General features: G+C 68.3%; 17 protein-coding genes. 10 read left to right on the top strand and 7 right to left on the bottom strand.

All coding sequences use genetic code 11. The features are described from left to right. Nucleotides 1-2: 2 nt before the first annotated feature. From A5758_RS20160 to A5758_RS20150, 3 genes are all read right to left on the bottom strand, one after another. Nucleotides 3-611 carry a YbhB/YbcL family Raf kinase inhibitor-like protein gene (locus tag A5758_RS20160; protein WP_067743600.1) on the bottom strand — a complete coding sequence of 203 codons (609 nt, stop codon included), beginning with the start codon at nucleotides 609-611 and terminating at the stop codon, nucleotides 3-5. A 62-nt stretch (nucleotides 612-673) separates the two neighbouring features. Beyond that, the gene (locus A5758_RS20155) at nucleotides 674-1,117 is read right to left on the bottom strand and encodes an SRPBCC family protein (RefSeq protein ID WP_067743598.1); all 444 of its coding nucleotides are present in this window, start codon (nucleotides 1,115-1,117) and stop codon (nucleotides 674-676) included. 35 nt (nucleotides 1,118-1,152) lie between these two features. Continuing rightward, nucleotides 1,153-2,157 (bottom strand): zinc-binding dehydrogenase, encoded by a 1,005-nt coding sequence (locus A5758_RS20150; protein ID WP_067210951.1) that lies wholly within the window; start codon nucleotides 2,155-2,157, stop codon nucleotides 1,153-1,155. A 51-nt stretch (nucleotides 2,158-2,208) separates the two neighbouring features. Between A5758_RS20150 and A5758_RS20145 the strand changes: the two genes are divergently transcribed. The 4 genes from A5758_RS20145 (at nucleotide 2,209) to A5758_RS20130 (ending at nucleotide 7,580) form a co-directional block, all read left to right on the top strand. Further along, nucleotides 2,209-2,925 (top strand): MBL fold metallo-hydrolase, encoded by a 717-nt coding sequence (locus tag A5758_RS20145; RefSeq protein WP_067743597.1) that lies wholly within the window; start codon nucleotides 2,209-2,211, stop codon nucleotides 2,923-2,925. A 212-nt stretch (nucleotides 2,926-3,137) separates the two neighbouring features. Further along, nucleotides 3,138-5,426: an isocitrate lyase ICL2 gene (aceA, locus tag A5758_RS20140; RefSeq protein WP_067743595.1), complete on the top strand. Its 2,289-nt coding sequence runs from the start codon at nucleotides 3,138-3,140 to the stop codon at nucleotides 5,424-5,426. Between the two features lie 407 nt (nucleotides 5,427-5,833). Continuing rightward, on the top strand, nucleotides 5,834-6,232 hold the full coding sequence (locus A5758_RS25905) for a hypothetical protein (protein ID WP_067743913.1): 399 nt from the start codon (nucleotides 5,834-5,836) through the stop codon (nucleotides 6,230-6,232). 184 nt (nucleotides 6,233-6,416) lie between these two features. Continuing rightward, nucleotides 6,417-7,580, top strand: a complete 1,164-nt coding sequence (locus A5758_RS20130) for an LLM class flavin-dependent oxidoreductase (protein WP_067206562.1) — start codon at nucleotides 6,417-6,419, stop codon at nucleotides 7,578-7,580. A gap of 38 nt (nucleotides 7,581-7,618) precedes the next feature. Here the strand turns inward: A5758_RS20130 and A5758_RS20125 are convergent, their stop codons facing one another. Continuing rightward, nucleotides 7,619-8,086 (bottom strand): SRPBCC family protein, encoded by a 468-nt coding sequence (locus A5758_RS20125; RefSeq protein ID WP_067743590.1) that lies wholly within the window; start codon nucleotides 8,084-8,086, stop codon nucleotides 7,619-7,621. A 218-nt stretch (nucleotides 8,087-8,304) separates the two neighbouring features. Here A5758_RS20125 and A5758_RS20120 point away from each other — a divergent pair, with 218 nt between their 5' ends. The 5 genes from A5758_RS20120 to A5758_RS20100 all read left to right on the top strand — a co-directional run bounded on the left by A5758_RS20120 (nucleotide 8,305) and on the right by A5758_RS20100 (nucleotide 13,598). Next, a complete protein-coding gene (locus A5758_RS20120) occupies nucleotides 8,305-10,140 on the top strand; it encodes a fatty acyl-AMP ligase (protein ID WP_067743587.1) in 1,836 nt (611 codons plus the stop codon). A 76-nt stretch (nucleotides 10,141-10,216) separates the two neighbouring features. Continuing rightward, nucleotides 10,217-11,449 (top strand): serine hydrolase domain-containing protein, encoded by a 1,233-nt coding sequence (locus tag A5758_RS20115; protein WP_067743910.1) that lies wholly within the window; start codon nucleotides 10,217-10,219, stop codon nucleotides 11,447-11,449. 118 nt (nucleotides 11,450-11,567) lie between these two features. Further along, complete coding sequence (locus tag A5758_RS20110) at nucleotides 11,568-12,224, top strand: hypothetical protein (RefSeq protein ID WP_067206555.1); 657 nt, start codon at nucleotides 11,568-11,570, stop codon at nucleotides 12,222-12,224. A 109-nt stretch (nucleotides 12,225-12,333) separates the two neighbouring features. Continuing rightward, complete coding sequence (locus A5758_RS20105) at nucleotides 12,334-12,699, top strand: STAS/SEC14 domain-containing protein (RefSeq protein WP_067206552.1); 366 nt, start codon at nucleotides 12,334-12,336, stop codon at nucleotides 12,697-12,699. Nucleotides 12,700-12,824: 125 nt separating this feature from the next. Beyond that, nucleotides 12,825-13,598, top strand: coding sequence for a YqjF family protein (locus tag A5758_RS20100; RefSeq protein WP_067743584.1), 774 nt, complete (start codon nucleotides 12,825-12,827; stop codon nucleotides 13,596-13,598). Nucleotide 13,599: 1 nt separating this feature from the next. Here the strand turns inward: A5758_RS20100 and A5758_RS20095 are convergent, their stop codons facing one another. Continuing rightward, nucleotides 13,600-14,370: an SDR family oxidoreductase gene (locus A5758_RS20095; protein ID WP_067743580.1), complete on the bottom strand. Its 771-nt coding sequence runs from the start codon at nucleotides 14,368-14,370 to the stop codon at nucleotides 13,600-13,602. Nucleotides 14,371-14,428: 58 nt separating this feature from the next. On the opposite strand from A5758_RS20095, the gene A5758_RS20090 reads away from it, so the two are divergent. Beyond that, on the top strand, nucleotides 14,429-14,905 hold the full coding sequence (locus A5758_RS20090; RefSeq protein WP_067743577.1) for a nuclear transport factor 2 family protein: 477 nt from the start codon (nucleotides 14,429-14,431) through the stop codon (nucleotides 14,903-14,905). Here the strand turns inward: A5758_RS20090 and A5758_RS20085 are convergent, their stop codons facing one another. Both A5758_RS20085 and A5758_RS20080 read right to left on the bottom strand, forming a co-directional pair. After that, nucleotides 14,906-15,643 carry a DJ-1/PfpI family protein gene (locus tag A5758_RS20085; protein ID WP_067743573.1) on the bottom strand — a complete coding sequence of 246 codons (738 nt, stop codon included), beginning with the start codon at nucleotides 15,641-15,643 and terminating at the stop codon, nucleotides 14,906-14,908. Nucleotides 15,644-15,660: 17 nt separating this feature from the next. Beyond that, on the bottom strand, nucleotides 15,661-16,620 hold the full coding sequence (locus A5758_RS20080; RefSeq protein WP_067743570.1) for a GlxA family transcriptional regulator: 960 nt from the start codon (nucleotides 16,618-16,620) through the stop codon (nucleotides 15,661-15,663). Between the last annotated feature and the right edge of the window lie 30 nt (nucleotides 16,621-16,650).

Genomic DNA, 16,650 nt, shown 5'->3' with positions numbered 1-16,650 from the left:
CCTCAGCCTCCGAAGGTCCCCGTCAGCCGCGCCTGCGCGGTCGCGGCGCCGCCAATCGCCTGCGCCGCCTGGACACCGGCGAGCCCGTCGGGCAGCTGATAGTCGTTGGGAAGCTGGTAGAGGGTGAACCGGTAATGGTGCGTGCCGGTTCCCGCCGGCGGGCAGGGGCCTTTGTACGCGGGCTCGCCGGCGGTATTCGGCAGGGTGGTCGCGCCGGCCGGCGTCTGACCGTCGGCGGTGCTGCCGGAACCGGGGCCGATTCCGACCACCACCCAGTGCACATAGAGGCCGTTGACGGCGTCCGGGTCGTCGACCACGAGTGCGGCCCCCAACGGGGCCGACCACGTCAGCGGCGGGGCCATGTTCGCCCCCTTGCACGTGTACTGCACGGGGATCGGCGCACCGTCGCGGAACGCCGGACTGCTGATGGTCAACGGTCCGTCGGCGGGGGCGGCCGGGACGGTGCGCCCAAGGGTCGTGACCTTCGGCGTCGACGGCGCTGTCATACGCGTGTCACCGTGGCCGCCGCAGCCGGCCACCGCGCCGAGGACCGCCAACGCACCGGCGAGAGATGCGACCCGTCGAAAGTTGCTCACGGGTTTCGGTTTCATATGAACAGTGTCGCTCGCGCGGCGCCCATCCGGAAGCGCCCGATTCGGCGGCCTGGGTGCCGCTACTTGCCGCCCTTGCGCTCCAGTACCCGTTTACGCAATCCCTTGGTGGCCGTGTCCATCAGGCTCTTGGACCCACGCTTGATCAAAAACCCGGGCACCGGCATCAACAGGTCCACGGTGAGATCGAAGTTCACCCGGGTGGAGTCTCCGTCGGGCGTCAGCGTGTAGCGACCGTCTTGCGCGCGTTGCTGTTTGGCGCTGACCAGAGTCCAGCTGACGCCGTCGTCGTGAACGGTGTACGCCAACTCCTGCTCGTCGCTGACACCGACAAGTTTGACCACTTGCTTCGATCTGGTGGGGTGGCCCTGATCGTCCCGCTCGAGAACCTCCACCTTCTGATGAACCGAGGACCACTCGGGCAGCGATTCGATGTCGAACAGCACATCCATTATCTGATCCGGTGTCGCCTCGATGACGACCTCGCGGGATTCGGTGACAGCCATGGGAGATAGATAACCACTGCAGCGCCGCTAAAAACTCACGGCACCAGGACTACCTTGCCGACATTCTCCCGGGCCGCCAGGATGCGGTGCGCCTCCGGTGCGTCGGCGAACGGCACCGCCGCATGGACGACGGGAGCGATCGTTCCGTCCGCGAGCGCCTGGGCCAGCGGAGTGATCCACGGCTCGAGCGTGCCGCGGTCATCCCACAGCCGCAGCATGTTGAGGCCGATCACCGCCTTGGACTCCGAGAGTTGGTCGATCAGGTTGAACCCGCGCAGCATCGCCAACGCGTGCGGGGCGGCCGCCCGCAGCGAGCGCTTCTCACCATGCTGCAGGTTCGACACCCCGTACCCGACCAGCCGTCCACCCGGCCGCAACAGCGCGTAGGACCGCCGCAGCGACGTGCCACCCAGCGCGTCGAGCACCACGTCGTACGGATCCAGGCCACGCCACCAACCGTCACGGCGGTAGTCGATCGCCCGGTCCACCCCCAGTTCGGCCAGCTTCTCGTGTTTCGCCGGCGACGCGGTGCCATGCACCTCGGCCCCGGCGGCCTTCGCGAACTGGATGGCCGCGATACCGACCCCGCCGGCCGCGGCGTGCACCAACACCCTTTCCCCGGTGCGCAGCGACCCGTACCCGTGCAGCGCGGCCCACGCGGTGGCGTAATTGACCGGAACGGCGGCGCCCTCTTCGAAGCTCATTGCGGCCGGCAGCGGCACTGAGTCGCTCGCGGCCACGTTGACGATCTCGGCATAGCCGCCGAAGCGGGTACCCGCCAGCACCCGCTCGCCGACGCGGCCGCGATCGACACCGTCGCCGACGGCCTCGACGGTCCCGGCGACTTCGTAGCCGACGACCGCCGGGAGCTTCGGCGCATCCGGATACATGCCGACGCGGGCGAGGTGATCGGCGAAGTTCACGCCCGCCGCGCGCACCGCCACCCGCAGCTGCCCCGGACCCGGCGGCGGGGGATCGGGCCGCTGCTGGACCCGCAGGACCGACGGACCGCCACGCTTGGTGATGACGACTGCGCGCATCTAGAGATTCCTCCCCGGCCGCTCAGGCCCGGTTGACGCTACCTTGCTCGTGTGCATCTCGCTTGGGAACGGTTGACCGCCAGCGTGCATCGCTGCCGGCTGCCGTTCTGCGATGTCACGGTCGGACTCGTGTGGGGCCGCACCGGGGTACTGCTGGTCGACACCGGCACGACGCTCGCCGAGGCGGCCGCAATCGACGCAGGCGTGCGACGGCTCGCCGGCCGCCCGGTCAGCGCTATCGTCCTGACCCACAAGCACTTTGACCACGTTCTGGGTTCTTCGGCGTTTGCGGACGCGAACATCTACTGCGCGCCCGAGGTGGTCGAATGCCTGTCCTCGGGGACCGACCGGATGCGCGACGACGCGTTGCACCACGGCGCCGACCCCGCGGAGATAGACCAAGCGATCGCCGCCTTGCGACCCCCGCGGCGCGGAGTCTTCGACGCCACCATCGACCTCGGCGACCGCACCGTGACGATCGCCCACCTGGGACGTGGCCACACCACCTCGGATCTGGTGGTGGTCGCCCCCGGGAGGGCCGACGACCCGGTCGTCGTGTTCACCGGCGACCTTGTCGAGGAGTCCGCCGATCCCGCGATCGACGCCGACTCGGACGTGGCCGCCTGGCCGGCCACCCTCGAGCGGCTGCTCGCGGTCGGCGGGGCGGACGCGGTCTACGTGCCGGGCCACGGGAGGGTCGTCAACGCGGAGTTCGTCCGTCGCCAGCGGGAGTGGTTGGCCGGGCGCGCGCCCGGCGGTCCCGGCTGAGCCGGATCTTGCGCGCGAAAAGTGTTGCGCCGCAAGCGGTGCACACCGAGACCGCCCGCCTGGTGGCCCGCGGCCGTGCCGCGCCGTCGCCGGGTTGCGGATACAGGCGTCCGGCAACAGTTTTGGCATGGGTCTTTCGGCCCCTGATTGAAAGGTCATCTCCGGGGATAGACTCCGTCCAGGGGAATCGTGCCGAAGAGGAGCGTAGGGCCATGGCCATCATTGACTCGGACACCGAAGTCCGGACATCGTTCGAAGACGACATCGCCGCCACGCAGCGGTACATGGACGACCCACGCTTCGCCGGCATCACGCGCCTCTACACGGCCCGCCAGGTGGTCGAGCAGCGCGGCACCATCCCGACCGACTACCCGGTGGCACGGAACGCGGCCGCCGCCTTCTACGACCGGCTGCGCGAGCTGTTCGCCGCGAAGAAGAGCATTACGACATTCGGCCCCTACTCGCCCGGCCAGGCGGTGGCCATGAAGCGGATGGGCATCGAGGGCATCTACCTCGGCGGCTGGGCAACCTCGGCCAAGGGATCCACCACCGAAGACCCCGGTCCCGACCTCGCCAGCTATCCCCTCAGCCAGGTGCCCGACGACGCGGCGGTGCTGGTGCGCGCCCTGCTCACCGCCGACCGCAACCAGCAATACCAGCGCCTGAACATGACCGAACGACAGCGCGCCACCACACCCGCGTACGACTACCGGCCGTTCATCATCGCCGACGCAGACACCGGCCACGGCGGTGACCCGCACGTGCGCAACCTGATCCGCCGCTTCGTCGAGGTCGGCGTGGCCGGTTACCACATCGAAGACCAGCGCCCGGGCACCAAGAAATGCGGCCACCAGGGCGGCAAGGTGCTGGTGCCGTCGGACGAACAGATCAAGCGGCTCAACGCGGCCCGGTTCCAACTCGACGTCATGAAGGTGCCCGGCATCATCGTCGCCCGCACCGACGCCGAGGCGGCCAACCTCATCGACAGCCGCGCCGACGAGCGCGACCAGCCGTTCCTGCTCGGCGCGACCAACCTCAACATCCCTTCGTACAAGGCATGTTTCCTGGCGCTGGTCCGGCGCTTCTACGAGCTCGGGGTCAAGGAACTCAACGGCCACCTGCTCTACGCCCTCGCCGACTCCGAGTACGCCGCCGCCAGCGCCTGGCTCGAGCGCCAGGGCATCCAGGGCTTGATCTCCGAGGCCGTGAACGCCCTGCGGGAGGACGGACACGGCTCGATCGATGACCTCTTCGACCAGGTCGAGTCGCGATTCGTGGCGGCGTGGGAGGACGACGCCGGGCTGATGACCTACAGCGAGGCCGTCGCGGAGGTGCTCTCGTTCGGCGAGACCGAAGACGAGTCGCCGAGCATGACCCCCGACGAGTGGCGCGAGTTCGCCGCGCGCGCATCGCTTTACGCCGCGCGGGAGAAGGCGAAGGAACTGGGCGTCGATCCGCCATGGGAGCCGGAGTTGTCGAAGACGCCGGAGGGCTACTACCAGATCCGCGGCGGCATTCCGTACGCCATCGCCAAGTCGCTCGCGGCCGCGCCGTTCGCCGACATCCTCTGGATGGAGACGAAGACCGCCGATCTCGCCGACGCCCGTCAGTTCGCCGACGCCATCCACGCCGAATTCCCGGAGCAGATGCTGGCCTACAACCTCTCGCCGTCCTTCAACTGGGACACCACCGGGATGACCGACGAGGAGATGAAGCGCTTCCCCGAGGAGCTCGGCAAGATGGGCTTCGTCTTCAACTTCATCACCTACGGCGGCCACCAGATCGACGGTGTCGCCGCCGAGGAGTTCGCCACGTCGCTGCAGCAGGACGGCATGCTGGCGCTGGCTCGGCTGCAGCGGAAGATGCGCCTGGTCGAGTCGCCTTACCGGACCCCGCAGACCCTGGTCGGCGGACCACGCAGCGACGCGGCGCTGCAGGCATCGTCCGGGCGTACGGCGACCACCAAGGCGATGGGCAAGGGCTCGACCCAGCATCAGCACCTCGCGCAGACCGAGGTGCCCAAGAAGCTGCTGGAGGAGTGGCTGGCGCTGTGGAGCGAGAACTACCAGCTCGGCGAAAAGCTGCGGGTGACCCTGCGGCCCCGCCGCGCCGGTTCGGACGTTCTCGAGCTCGGCATCTACGGCAACGGGAACGAGCAGCTGGCCAATGTCGTCGTCGATCCCATCAAGGACCGGCACGGCCGCAGCATCCTGCAGGTGCGTGACCAGAACACCTTCGCCGAGAAGCTGCGCCAGAAGCGCCTGATGACGCTGATTCACCTCTGGCTGGTGCACCGGTTCAAGGCCGACGCGGTTTACTACGTGACGCCGACCGAGGACAACCTCTATCAGACCGAGAAGATGAAGTCCCACGGGATCTTCAGCGAGGTCTACCAGGAGGTCGGCGAGATCATCGTCGCCGAGGTGAACAAGCCGCGCATCGCCGAGCTGCTGACTCCCGACCGGGTGGCGCTGCGCAAGTTGATCACGAAGGAAGCCTAGGGAGCGGACGCCGTTCGCTCAGGTGGGCGCAGGTCTGACTGCGGCTGCTGATGCGGCTCACGGCGGCGTGTCACGACGCGAATGCGGTATCCAATTTACGAATAAGAAAATTTCTTATTACTGATGCAGCAAATTCCCGCATAGCAACAGTTGTCCGAGGATACGATTTGGCTCGCCGATGGCCCATTAGCCCGAGATGGGCCATCGGCTCCCACGCACTCGCTTCCGTTGCGATTTTCGCCTGGCGCCAGCCGCGCCCGCCGCTTGTACCGATGGCCCATCCCGGTGGATGGGCCATCGCCGTTTCCGGGCAGAAGTCCCGCATCGAATCCCGTTTGCACGGGCGCGTGCCGGGGTAAGGAGAAATGGACCAGTTGCCGTGGCGCAAGTGGGGATTGGGGACTTCGATGAGATCTGCAGCCAGGACTTCGGTCGCGCTCTTCGGCGGTGCGGCCATGCTCGTGTTCGCGGTCGGGTGCGGCGGCGGCAATAAAGGGCCGAGCAGCAGCAGCACCACCCCGACGACCACGCCGTCGTCCAGCGTGGCTCCGTCCACACCTGGCGGCGGCGGCACCGCTCCGGGCGGCCCCACAGGCGGTGGCGGCCCCGGCGGTGGTGGCGGCGGCGTCCCCGGCGGGCCGACCGGTGGCGGTGGCCCGGGCGGCGGAGGCGGCGGCGTCCCCGGCGGCCCCACGGGTGGCGGCGGCCCCGGCGGCGGAGGCGGCAGCATCCCCGGCGTCGGGGGTGGCGGCGGCGGCCCGGGCGGCGGCGGCGGATGCGTCGGCAACGTCTGCGGCGGCTACTGACATCCACGCGCTGAGCCCGCCGTAACGCACCGCGACAGAGACTTGCTCCCGTAGTCGGCGGGGCCGGGATCACCTGGCCCCGCCGGCTGAAAACCGATGATCGCCGGGGGTTCTTCCGTGACGGCCTAGGCCGAACACCGCATTCGAGTTATGGTTCAGGCCAATCGGATGCAAGGGAGCCTCGATGGCGAAGCTCAGGTTTGGATACTTCATCGCCCCGTTCCATCGGGCGGGCACCAATCCCACGCTTGCGTTGCAGCGCGACCTGCAGTTCATCGAGCACCTCGACGCACTCGGCTTCGACGAAGTGTGGATGGGCGAACACCACTCGGCCGGCAGCGAGATCATCAGCTCGCCCGAGGTCTTCATCGCCGCCGCGGCCGAGCGCGCCAAACGCATCCGCTTTGGCACCGGGGTCATTTCGCTCTCGTACCACAACCCGCTGTGGGTCGCCGACCGGCTGATGCTGCTGGATCACCTCACCCATGGCCGCATCATCGGCGGTGTGGGGCCGGGCTCCCTGCCCAGCGACTCGTCCATGATCGGGCTCACGCCCACCGACACCCGCGAACTGCTCGAAACGAATCTCGACATCGTCGTGCGGCTGCTGGCGGGGGAGACCGTCAGCGCCAAGACGGCAACGCACCAGCTGTTCGACGCCAAGCTGCAGCTCGCCCCCTATTCCGACGGCGGGATTCCGCTGTCGGTTGCCGCGGTCGCGTCACCGACGGGCGCGCGGCTGGCCGGCAAGCATGGCATCGGCCTGCTGTCCATCGGCGCGACGCTGACCGTCGAGGGTTTCAACGCGCTTTCGTATCACTGGGGCATCGTCGAGGAGCGCGCGGCGGCCTTCGGCACGCAGGTCGACCGCAAGAACTGGAGCCTGGTCGGCCTTTTCCACCTTGCCGAAACGGAAAAGCAGGCCCGGGAAGAGGTCAAGTTCGGCATCGAGCCGTGGTTCCGCTACTTCCAGAAGGTGGCCGCCTTCCCGCAGATGACGATGCCCGGCGAACAGCTGGACGAGATGATCGACGTCATCAACGAAAACGGGGCGGGCGTGATCGGCACGCCCGATCGGGCGCGCGAGCAGGTTCAGCGGCTGTGGGATCAATCCGGCGGGTTCGGCTGCATGCTGCAGATGGGCCACGAGTGGGCCAACCCGGCCGCCACCAAACGGTCCGCCGAATTGTTTGCCGCCGAAGTCATGCCGCATTTCCAGGGCCAGGCGCAGCCGACGCTGGACGCCGCCGCGCGCGCCGGGCAGGCCCGGGATAGCTTGGCGCAGTCGCAGTTGGACGCGGTCGCGCACATGACGAAGAAATATCAGGACGAGGTCGACGCGAAGTAGCGGCGCGGCCGCCTCCCGCGGCCGTCATGCGCCCGGTGCTACCGCCCGGCGTTCGATTCCCGCTCGGCAGCCTTCACCAGCCGGCCGGCGAAGAACCTGACCGCTCCGCCCATGGCTGCCCGTATCACCGGACCCGTCCCGCGCACCCCCTCGGTGAACGAGCCGGTCCAGCGGATGTCGGTTCCGCCCGCGGGGTTAGGCGTGAAGACCACCTCGCCCGAGTAATCCTTGGCCGGAGTCGGGGGGCCGACGAGCTTGTAGGCATGCCGGCGGTCCTGCTCGTACTCGACGGTCTCCTCCTGCACCAGCACGGGCCACATCCCCACCTTGCGGACGGCCCCGATTCCGCCGGGCGCGGGATCGCCCTGCCGGGCCCAGCTCGAGTGAACGACGATGGGCTTGGCCCACTTCGACCAGTTGGCGCCGTCAGTCACGAGCCGGAACAGCGTCGCGGCGGGCGCGGTGCTCGTGCGGTTGATCTCGAATGAAAACGTCCTGCCTGACATGGCCAACTCCCGGTGCAATAATCGACGACCCTGCATGCCGCTCGCGCGTAGGCTACCGCCCACGCCGTGGGCACCGCGACGAGGGCGCACAACTGTCGCCGACGCGCCGGCGCCGACTGGCGAATTCGATTCCCACCGAAGGTCCTTCGCGCGTGGCATGCCGACAATCACGTTCGCGGCACGGCGGTTGCCGCATCCCCTTGCCTACAGTAGGGGCCATGGAGTTCGGTTCCCGGCAGCACGCCAAGGCCATCCCCGGCCTGCTCGATATCGAGGACTGCCTGGATGCCGCGGGCAACATCCTGGTGCCGCCGGACGTCACGCTGATCTCGCTCGTCGACCGCAACATCGCCAACGTCGGTGACGCCGTGGCGTACCGATTCCTGGATTACAACCGTTCGGCCGACGGGCATGTCGACGAGGTGACGTGGAACCAGTTCGGTGTCCGGCTGGAGGCCATCGGCGCGCGCGTCCAACAAGTCGCCGGCCATGGCGATCGGGTCGCGGTCCTGGCGCCGCAGAGCCTCGACTACGTGATGGGGTTCTATGCGGCGATCAAAGCCGGAACCATTGCGGTGCCGCTGTTCGCGCCCGAGTTGCCCGGCCACGCCGAACGCCTGGACACTGCCCTGCGCGATTCGCAGCCGACGGCCGTGTTGACCACAGCGCCGGCCAGGAACGCGGTCGAGGATTTTCTGAGCACCCTCCCGCAACGGCACCGGCCACGGGTCATCGTGATCGACGAGATCCCCGACTCGGCGCGGGATTCATTCGCCCCCACCGAGTTACGCCACGACGACATCTCCCACCTGCAGTACACGTCGGGCTCTACGCGGCCCCCGGTCGGCGTCGAGATCACGCACCGGGCGGTCGGCACCAACCTCGTGCAGATGATCCTTTCCATTGACCTGCTGGACCGCAACACGCACGGCGTGAGCTGGTTGCCGCTCTACCACGACATGGGACTATCGATGATCGGCTTCCCGGCGGTATACGGCGGCCACTCCACGCTGATGTCGCCCGCCGCGTTCGTCCGCAGGCCGCAACGCTGGATCAAGGCCTTGTCGGCCCAGACGGGCCGGGCCGTCACCGCGGCGCCGAACTTCGCCTACGAATGGACCGCCCAGCGGGGACTGCCCGCACCGGGCGACGATATCGACCTGAGCAACGTGGTGCTGATCATCGGGTCCGAACCCGTCAGCATCGAGGCGATCACGGCCTTCAACAAGGCGTTCTCCCCGTACGGATTGCCGCCGACGGCGTTCAAGCCGTCATACGGCATCGCGGAGGCCACCCTGTTCGTTGCGACCATCGCGCCCGCCGCCGAGGCGACTGCCGCCTACTTCGACCGTAAGGAACTGGGCGCCGGCCGCGCGGTGCGGGTTGCGGCGGGCGACCCCGAGGCCGTGGCGCAGGTCTCCTGCGGCCAGGTGGGCCGCAGCGAATGGGCCGTCATCGTCGACCCGGCCACCGGGACAGAACTGCCCGACGGTCAGGTCGGCGAGATCTGGGTGCAGGGCAACAACGTCGGCCGGGGCTACTGGGGACTGCCCGACGAAACCGGGCGAGCGTTCGGCGCCTGGTTGCGATCGCGGCTCGCCGACGGCGGCCACGCCGAGGGCTCGGTGCTCGATCGCCCATGGCTGCGGACCGGGGACTTGGGTACCTATCTCGACGGCGAGCTGTACGTCACCGGCCGGATCGTCGACATGGTCACCATCGGCGGCCGCAACCACTACCCACAGGACATCGAGGCGACCGTCGCCGAAGCGTCCCCGCTGGTGCGGCGCGGATACGTGACCGCCTTCGCCGTGCCGGGCGAGGACGCCGAACAGCGACTGGTGATCATCGCCGAGCGGGCGACGGGCACCAGCCGCGCCGACCCGCGGCCGGCCATCGAGGCCATCGGGACCGCGGTCCTGGGCCGCCACGGGCTGACGGTCGCCGAGGTGTGTTTCCTGCCGGCCGGCGCCATTCCCCGTACCACCAGCGGCAAGCTGGCGCGCCGGGCCTGCCGCGCCCAGTACCTGAGCGGCAGCTTGGGCGCCCACTGACCCGGCTGGGCTGAGACCGCCCGAAAAACGCTGCTCGCGTCCGGCGCTGGCTTAGTCTCCTTTCGGAGGCGTGACGATGGTGCTCAAGGTTGCGGTGTCGGCGGACTTGATCGGTGGCGACGTGGATGTCGGCTACGGAAAGGTCGCCGACGCCTTTCGCGCCAGTTTCCGCGACGGCGCGGAAGTCGGCGCGGCCGTCGCCGTCTACCGCGACGGGGTCAAGGTCGTCGACCTGTGGGGCGGCTACCGGGACGGGTTGGCGAAAAAACCCTGGCAGGCCGACACCATGGTCAACATGTTCTCCACGACCAAAGGGGTCGCCGCCCTGGTCGTGGCCGTCGCGGTGTCCCGCGGACTCATCTCCTATGACACCAAGGTGGCCGATTACTGGCCGGAATTCGCGCGCGCGGGCAAGGGCGACGTGACCGTCCGCCAACTCCTGGGGCATCAGGCCGGCCTGTGCGCGCTCAAACCGAAGCCGGCGCTTGCCGACGTCGCCGACCCGGCCAGGCTCTCGCCCATCCTGGCGGCCCAGGCGCCGGCGTGGCGACCGGGCTCGCGGCACGGTTACCACGCGATCACGCTGGGCTGGTACGAATCCGAGCTCATCCGCCGGACGGACCCGGCCCGCCGCACGCTGGGCCGCTTCATGGCCGACGAGATCGTCCGGCCGCTGGGGCTCGACCTGCACATCGGCCTGCCGGATGGGGTCAACCGTGAGCGTGTCGCGCACGTCCACAACTGGGTGCGCGCCGAAACGCTGCTGCATTTGAACGTCATGCCCCGGGGATTCGTGGGTGCCTCGCTCAACCCGGTCGGCCTGACCGCCCGCGCGATCGCAGTCCCGCGCGGGGTCAACGCGTTCAACGGCGACTACAACCGCGAGGACGTTCGGGCGGTCGAGATCCCGTCGGCCAACGGCATCGGCACCGCCCGGTCGGTGGCGCGCATGTACGGCAGCGCGGCAACCGGGGGAGCCGAGCTCGGCCTCGGCGGCGACACCGTCGACGCTCTGGCGGCGCCGGCGCTCGCGCCGAGCCAGGGCGTCCGCGACAAGGTGATGAACGTCGACGTGGCGTATTCCCTCGGCTTCTGTAAACCCGTGCCGCACTTTTCATTCGGCTCTTCGGGCCGGGCCTTCGGGACTCCCGGCTTCGGCGGCTCTTTCGGCTGCGCCGACCCGGACACCGGCGTCGGCTTCGCGTACGTGATGAACCGGCTGGGTTTTCACCTGTGGAGTGACCCGCGTGAACTCGCGCTGCGGCAGGCGTTGTTTCGCGACGTCCTCGGGGTGCGACCGCAGACGTGACATCGCCACTCCCTGGGTCGCCGACTGTAGGCCCTATGTCCGGGTACGGCCCTGGATTCGTCCTTAGGCCCCACGTTCGACGTGCGTCTTGGCCGGGCGCGGGTGGCATCCTGGCCGTGTGGGTTTACTCATCCGGTTGGCGGAGCTCTTGATCGTCATCCTGCCCCTGGCTGGGGCCACCATCGCCGCGGTGCGCGCATTCAGCGCCAACCGTCGGCCGGCCGAACCACCCCCGCAGATCGATCGGACGGAAATACCGGACACCGGGGACAACCACGTCGCCCAGTGGCGGTCGCTGCGCCGCGTCCTCGAGGAGCACAGCCGCACCGACGCGCGCTGGCTCGAGTACGAACTCGACGTCGCCAAGTTGCTCGACTTCCCCCTCATGACGGACATGCGCGACCCGCTCACGGTCGCCTTCCACAAAGCCAAGCTCCGAGCCGACTTCCTGCGCCCCGCCAAAGCCGAAGACCTACTCGACGACCGCGAAGCAGCCGCGCAGTACCGGGCCGCCGTCGAGGATTACGTGACCGCCTTCCACGCCGCCGAGACGGAGGCGATGCGCAGACGCCGCAGCGACTTCTCTCGAGCGGACCAGCAGCGGATCGCGCGCGCTCAAAACCTGCTACGGGTCGCGGCGGATTCCGCCGCGACAGGGCAGGAACGCCGGCAGGCCTATGAGTTGGCGCGCCAGGAACTCGAGGGGCTCGTCGTCTTGCCCTCCACCACGCGGGTCAGCCTCGAACGCGGAATCTCCGGCGAAATAGAAAGTTAGGCCTAGCCGCGGCGTGTCGCCGATGACCTTCGCCTCTTATCGGTTTGGCCGGTCAACGGCATCATGACGGCATCGCCCTCTCAGACCCGCTATCCACTAGGAGCGAACCATGATCGAATACGACCTGGATACCGAGCATTCCATCCTGGAAGTGCGGCCGAAGGCCGCGCTCGACAAGAGCGATTTCGACGAACTCGCAAAGTCTGTCGATCCTCAGATCGAGGCGAACGGCGACCTCGCCGGCCTCATCATCAGCGCGGCGTCCTTCCCCGGCTGGGACAGCTTCGGGGCGATGGTCAATCACTTCCGCTTCATTCACGATCATCAAAAGCACATCAAGAAAGTCGCGGTGGTCACCGACTCGCTTCTTGGGGATGTCGCCGAGCATCTGGCCTCGCACTTTGTGTCGGCCAAGATCCAGCACTTTCCCGCCGGCCAAATCCAACAAGCGCGAGATTGGATCAACGGCTCGTAATGCGTTGCGGCTGAGCTAAACTCAGAGAGAGGTCCGGGAGTACTTCGACATGGCGACAATCGCGCGGTTCGCGCCGGTTACGCCGGCCCGTCACCCCTAGCCGCGGCGCGTGTCACGATGGTCCGATGACCGCGACTCCCGGGTTACCGGCGCCCGAACCCGGCGGCGGTCGGGGCCTCGAGGGATACCCGGTCACCCCGCCGCCGCTTCGCGGCCCCGTCACCTTCGATCAGTGCTGGCGTGAATTGACCTTCATCCATTGGCCGGTGCGGCCCGATACCGTCGAGACGATGTACCCGCCCGGCACCAGGCCCGACGTCTTCGCCGACGGGATGACCTACGTCGGGTTGGTTCCATTCGTCATGGGCAGCACCAAAGTTGGCTCCGTGCTACGACTTCCGTACTTCGGCAGCTTCCCGGAGACGAACGTCCGGCTGTATTCGGTCGACGACGCCGGCCGGCACGGTGTGCTGTTCCGGTCGCTGGAAACGGCGCGGCTCGCGGTCGTGCCGGTCGCCCGGGTCGGCCTCGGCGTTCCGTACACCTGGGCGAAAATGCGGACGAACCGGCACCGCGACCGCGTCACATATGACAGTGTGCGCCGGTGGCCCCGCCGCGGCCTGCGCAGCCGGATCGAGATCGCCATCGGCGCCCCGGTGAAACCGACACCGCTGGAAATCTGGCTCACCGCCCGATGGGGTGCGCACACCCGCACGGCCGGCCGCACTTGGTGGGTACCGAACGAACACGAGACCTGGCCGCTGCACGCGGCCGACATCGTCGAGCTGCACGACGAGCTGGTGGCGGCCAGCAAGGTTCGGCCCGCGGGCGAGCCGTTGCGCGCGCTCTTCTCGCCCGGTGTGCGAGCCCGTTTCGGCCGCCGCATCGTCGTCGCATGATCTACGGGCAGGTGTATCCGCCGTCGATCACGACGTCCGAACCGGTCATGTAGCTGGAAGCCTCGCTCGCCAGGTAGAGGTACAGGCCGGTCAGTTCCTCGGGCCGGCCGATCCGCCCGAGCGGAATTTTCGGCTCCCACAGCCGGTGATACTCCGTCAACGGCTCCACGAGTTCGGTCAGTATGTAACCCGGGCTGACGCTGTTGACCCGAATATTGTGCGGCGCCAACTCCACGGCCATGGCCTTGGTCAGGTGAATCACCGCCGCCTTGGACGTGCAGTAGTGGCCCACTTGCTGCGGCACGTTGATGATGTGGCCCGACATGGAGGCCGTGGTGATGATGGCGCCGCCCTGACCCTGCCGGACCATCACCCTGGCCGCCGCTTGCGCCGTGAGGAAAACGCCTGTGACATTGGTGGTTTGGATGCGTTCGAACTCGTCGAGCGACATGTCCAGCATCCCGTTCACCGTGATGATGCCGGCGTTGCAGACCGCGATGTCGACGCCGCCCAACTCCGCGGTCACCCGCTCCAGCATCTCGGTCACTTGATCGGGTTGGGTCACGTCGCAGCGGACGGGCACAACCCTGCCTTCGCCGTCCGCCGCGATCTCCCGGGCGACCTGTTCCAGACCCTCGGCTCGCCGCGCCGCGATGGCCACGTCGGCGCCTGCTTGCAGATATGCCTGCGCCACTTTCTTGCCGATGCCGCTGGATGCCCCAGTTACCAGCGCCCGCTTGCCGCGCAGATCAAACAACTTCAAGACGTTCATGCCATATCCCTATCCAGACGAGCTTCCTGTAACCGAAACACGTTCTAGTGTGTCCGCCATGGGCAAATTCACCAGGGCAGAAATCGAGCAAGCCGTCCAGAACTACACGCGGGTAGTGGAGGGGTGCAGCGCCTCGGGCGACTGGCGACCGTTCGCCGATCTCTTCACCGAGGATGTCGTCTACACCGAACATCACTACGGGGTGTTCCATGGCCGCGAGGCCGTCCGGGACTGGATCGTCGCCGTCATGGCACCGTTCCCGCACATGCGATTTCCGTCCGACTGGACTGCCTACGACGAGGACAACGACGCCGTCGTCGTGATGATCAAGAATCTGCTCGACCATCCGACGGACCCCGAGGGTGAACCCTTCTGGTTTCCGAACTGGACCCGGCTGGTCTACGCCGGGGACGGATTGTTCTCCAGCGAGGAGGACATCTACAACCCCAACCGGGATGCGCCCGGCGTGGTGGCCGCCTGGCTGCAGGCCGGCGGCCGGCTCGAGTCCGACGAAATCCTGCAGCCGGGCGCCTGACTAACTAGTCACCGGCTGTCGCCCCCGTCGCCGCGACCGCACGGCCGCCAACGCCTGCTCCCACGCCAGCATCGTGGCGGCCTTCACGTTGGCCGGCTTCACACTGTCCCTGGACAGCAGCGCGGTCGCGGCCGCCTTCGTGGTGGCCGACGCCTTGGACATGTGGCCGGAGTCGAACGGCGGCTGCGGATCGTATTCGATCGCGAGTTGGATTGCCTTGGCGCGGCTTTCGCCGCCGATCTGCGCGGCCAGCCAGAACGCGAGATCGAGTCCCGCGGAGACGCCCGCGCTCGTCACGATGTCGCCTTCATGCACGACGCGTTCGTCGGCCACCGGGACTGCGCCGAAGGCCTTCAGCGCGGGAATGGTCAGCCAATGCGAGGTGGCCCGCCGGCCTTCGAGGAGGCCGGCGGCCGCCAGGATCACCGACCCGGAGCACACCGACGTCGTCCATCGGGCGATGCGATGCGCTCGGCGCAGCCAGTCCAGCAGCGCCTCGTCGCGGGCATGCACCGGGGTCGACGGGCCGCCCGGCACCAGAATCACCTCGGGCGAGGGTGTTTCGGCCAGTGAGTGGGTGGCCCCGATGACCAGCACACCGGAGTCCGCGGTGATCGGCCCGGCCTCGTGCCAGACGAACCGCACCTCGGCGTCCGGCAGGTTGCGCAGCACCTCATACGGGCCGATCATGTCGAGCGCGGTGAATCCCGGATAGGTCACGATCGCGATTTGGGTCATGGTGTCGTCCTTTCGGTTCAGGCGAAGGCCTTGCGGTATTGGTCCGGCGGAATGCCGACCCGGCGAAGGAAGTTGCGCCGCATGGTTTCCGCGGTGCCGAAGCCGCAGCGGGTGGCGATCGCGACGACGGTGTCGTCGGTCTCCTCCAACTGGCGGCGCGCGGCCTCGGTGCGGACGCGTTCGACGTATTGGCCGGGCGCCTCGCCGACCTCGGCCGTGAACACGCGGGTGAAGTGGCGCGGGCTCATGGCCGCGCGACGGGCCAGCTCGTCGATGCTGTGCTCGCCACCGGGTTCCGCCTCGATCGCCTCCTGCACCTCGCGGATCGCGTTGCGTTTGGCGCGCGGCATCCACACCGGCGCGGCGAATTGGGTCTGCCCGCCGGGGCGGCGCAGATACAGCACCAGCCAGCGGGCGACCGTCTGCGCAACCTCGGTGCCGTGGTCGTCCTCGACGAGCGAGAGCGCCAGGTCTATCCCGGCGGTGACACCGGCGGCCGTCCATACGGTGTCCGAGGTGCGGACGAAGATCGGATCGGCGTCGACGTCGATCGCGGGGAACTCGCGGGCCAACCGACCGGCGAAGGCCCAATGCGTGGTGACCCGCTGCCCGTCCAGCAGCCCCGCCTCGGCCGCCAGGAACGCGCCGGTGCAGACGGTGACCACGCGACGGGCGGTACCGGCGACGGCCTTGATCCACCCGATCAGCTCGGCATCCGACCGCGCCGCCTCGACACCTCCGCCCCCGGGCAGCACGACCGTGTCGATCTTCTCGCTGGGGTCGTTCGGGTCCGGCAGCGGCGACGCGACGAAGGCCAGCCCGGTCGGGGTGGCCACGGGGCCGCCGCCGACGGAGCCCACCACCACGTCGTACCCGCCCCCGGTGAGCAGCGAGGCGCTGGTGAAGACATCGTGCGGGCCCACCACGTCGAGCGCCTGCACGCCGGGGAAACCGGCGATGACGACCTTGCGAGTCATGGACTCAAGTGTTCGGCACGCGGCGGCATG

This window comes from Mycobacterium sp. 852014-50255_SCH5639931, from assembly GCF_001665605.1.
GTDB lineage: Bacteria > Actinomycetota > Actinomycetes > Mycobacteriales > Mycobacteriaceae > Mycobacterium > Mycobacterium paraffinicum.
This window is presented reverse-complemented; position numbering and strand designations above follow the sequence as displayed.

Bases quoted from the DNA above. Each gene is read 5' to 3' on its own strand.
- A5758_RS20160 (WP_067743600.1), bottom strand. From the start codon at position 611: ATGAAACCGAAACCCGTGAGCAACTTTCGACGGGTCGCATCTCTCGCC.
- A5758_RS20125 (WP_067743590.1), bottom strand. From the start codon at position 8,086: ATGTCAGGCAGGACGTTTTCATTCGAGATCAACCGCACGAGCACCGCG.
- A5758_RS20085 (WP_067743573.1), bottom strand. From the start codon at position 15,643: ATGACCCAAATCGCGATCGTGACCTATCCGGGATTCACCGCGCTCGAC.
- A5758_RS20080 (WP_067743570.1), bottom strand. From the start codon at position 16,620: ATGACTCGCAAGGTCGTCATCGCCGGTTTCCCCGGCGTGCAGGCGCTC.
- A5758_RS20105 (WP_067206552.1), top strand. From the start codon at position 12,334: ATGATCGAATACGACCTGGATACCGAGCATTCCATCCTGGAAGTGCGG.
- aceA (WP_067743595.1), top strand. From the start codon at position 3,138: ATGGCCATCATTGACTCGGACACCGAAGTCCGGACATCGTTCGAAGAC.
- A5758_RS20095 (WP_067743580.1), bottom strand. From the start codon at position 14,370: ATGAACGTCTTGAAGTTGTTTGATCTGCGCGGCAAGCGGGCGCTGGTA.
- A5758_RS20090 (WP_067743577.1), top strand. From the start codon at position 14,429: ATGGGCAAATTCACCAGGGCAGAAATCGAGCAAGCCGTCCAGAACTAC.
- A5758_RS20100 (WP_067743584.1), top strand. From the start codon at position 12,825: ATGACCGCGACTCCCGGGTTACCGGCGCCCGAACCCGGCGGCGGTCGG.
- A5758_RS25905 (WP_067743913.1), top strand. From the start codon at position 5,834: ATGAGATCTGCAGCCAGGACTTCGGTCGCGCTCTTCGGCGGTGCGGCC.
- A5758_RS20130 (WP_067206562.1), top strand. From the start codon at position 6,417: ATGGCGAAGCTCAGGTTTGGATACTTCATCGCCCCGTTCCATCGGGCG.
- A5758_RS20150 (WP_067210951.1), bottom strand. From the start codon at position 2,157: ATGCGCGCAGTCGTCATCACCAAGCGTGGCGGTCCGTCGGTCCTGCGG.
- A5758_RS20155 (WP_067743598.1), bottom strand. From the start codon at position 1,117: ATGGCTGTCACCGAATCCCGCGAGGTCGTCATCGAGGCGACACCGGAT.
- A5758_RS20120 (WP_067743587.1), top strand. From the start codon at position 8,305: ATGGAGTTCGGTTCCCGGCAGCACGCCAAGGCCATCCCCGGCCTGCTC.
- A5758_RS20115 (WP_067743910.1), top strand. From the start codon at position 10,217: ATGGTGCTCAAGGTTGCGGTGTCGGCGGACTTGATCGGTGGCGACGTG.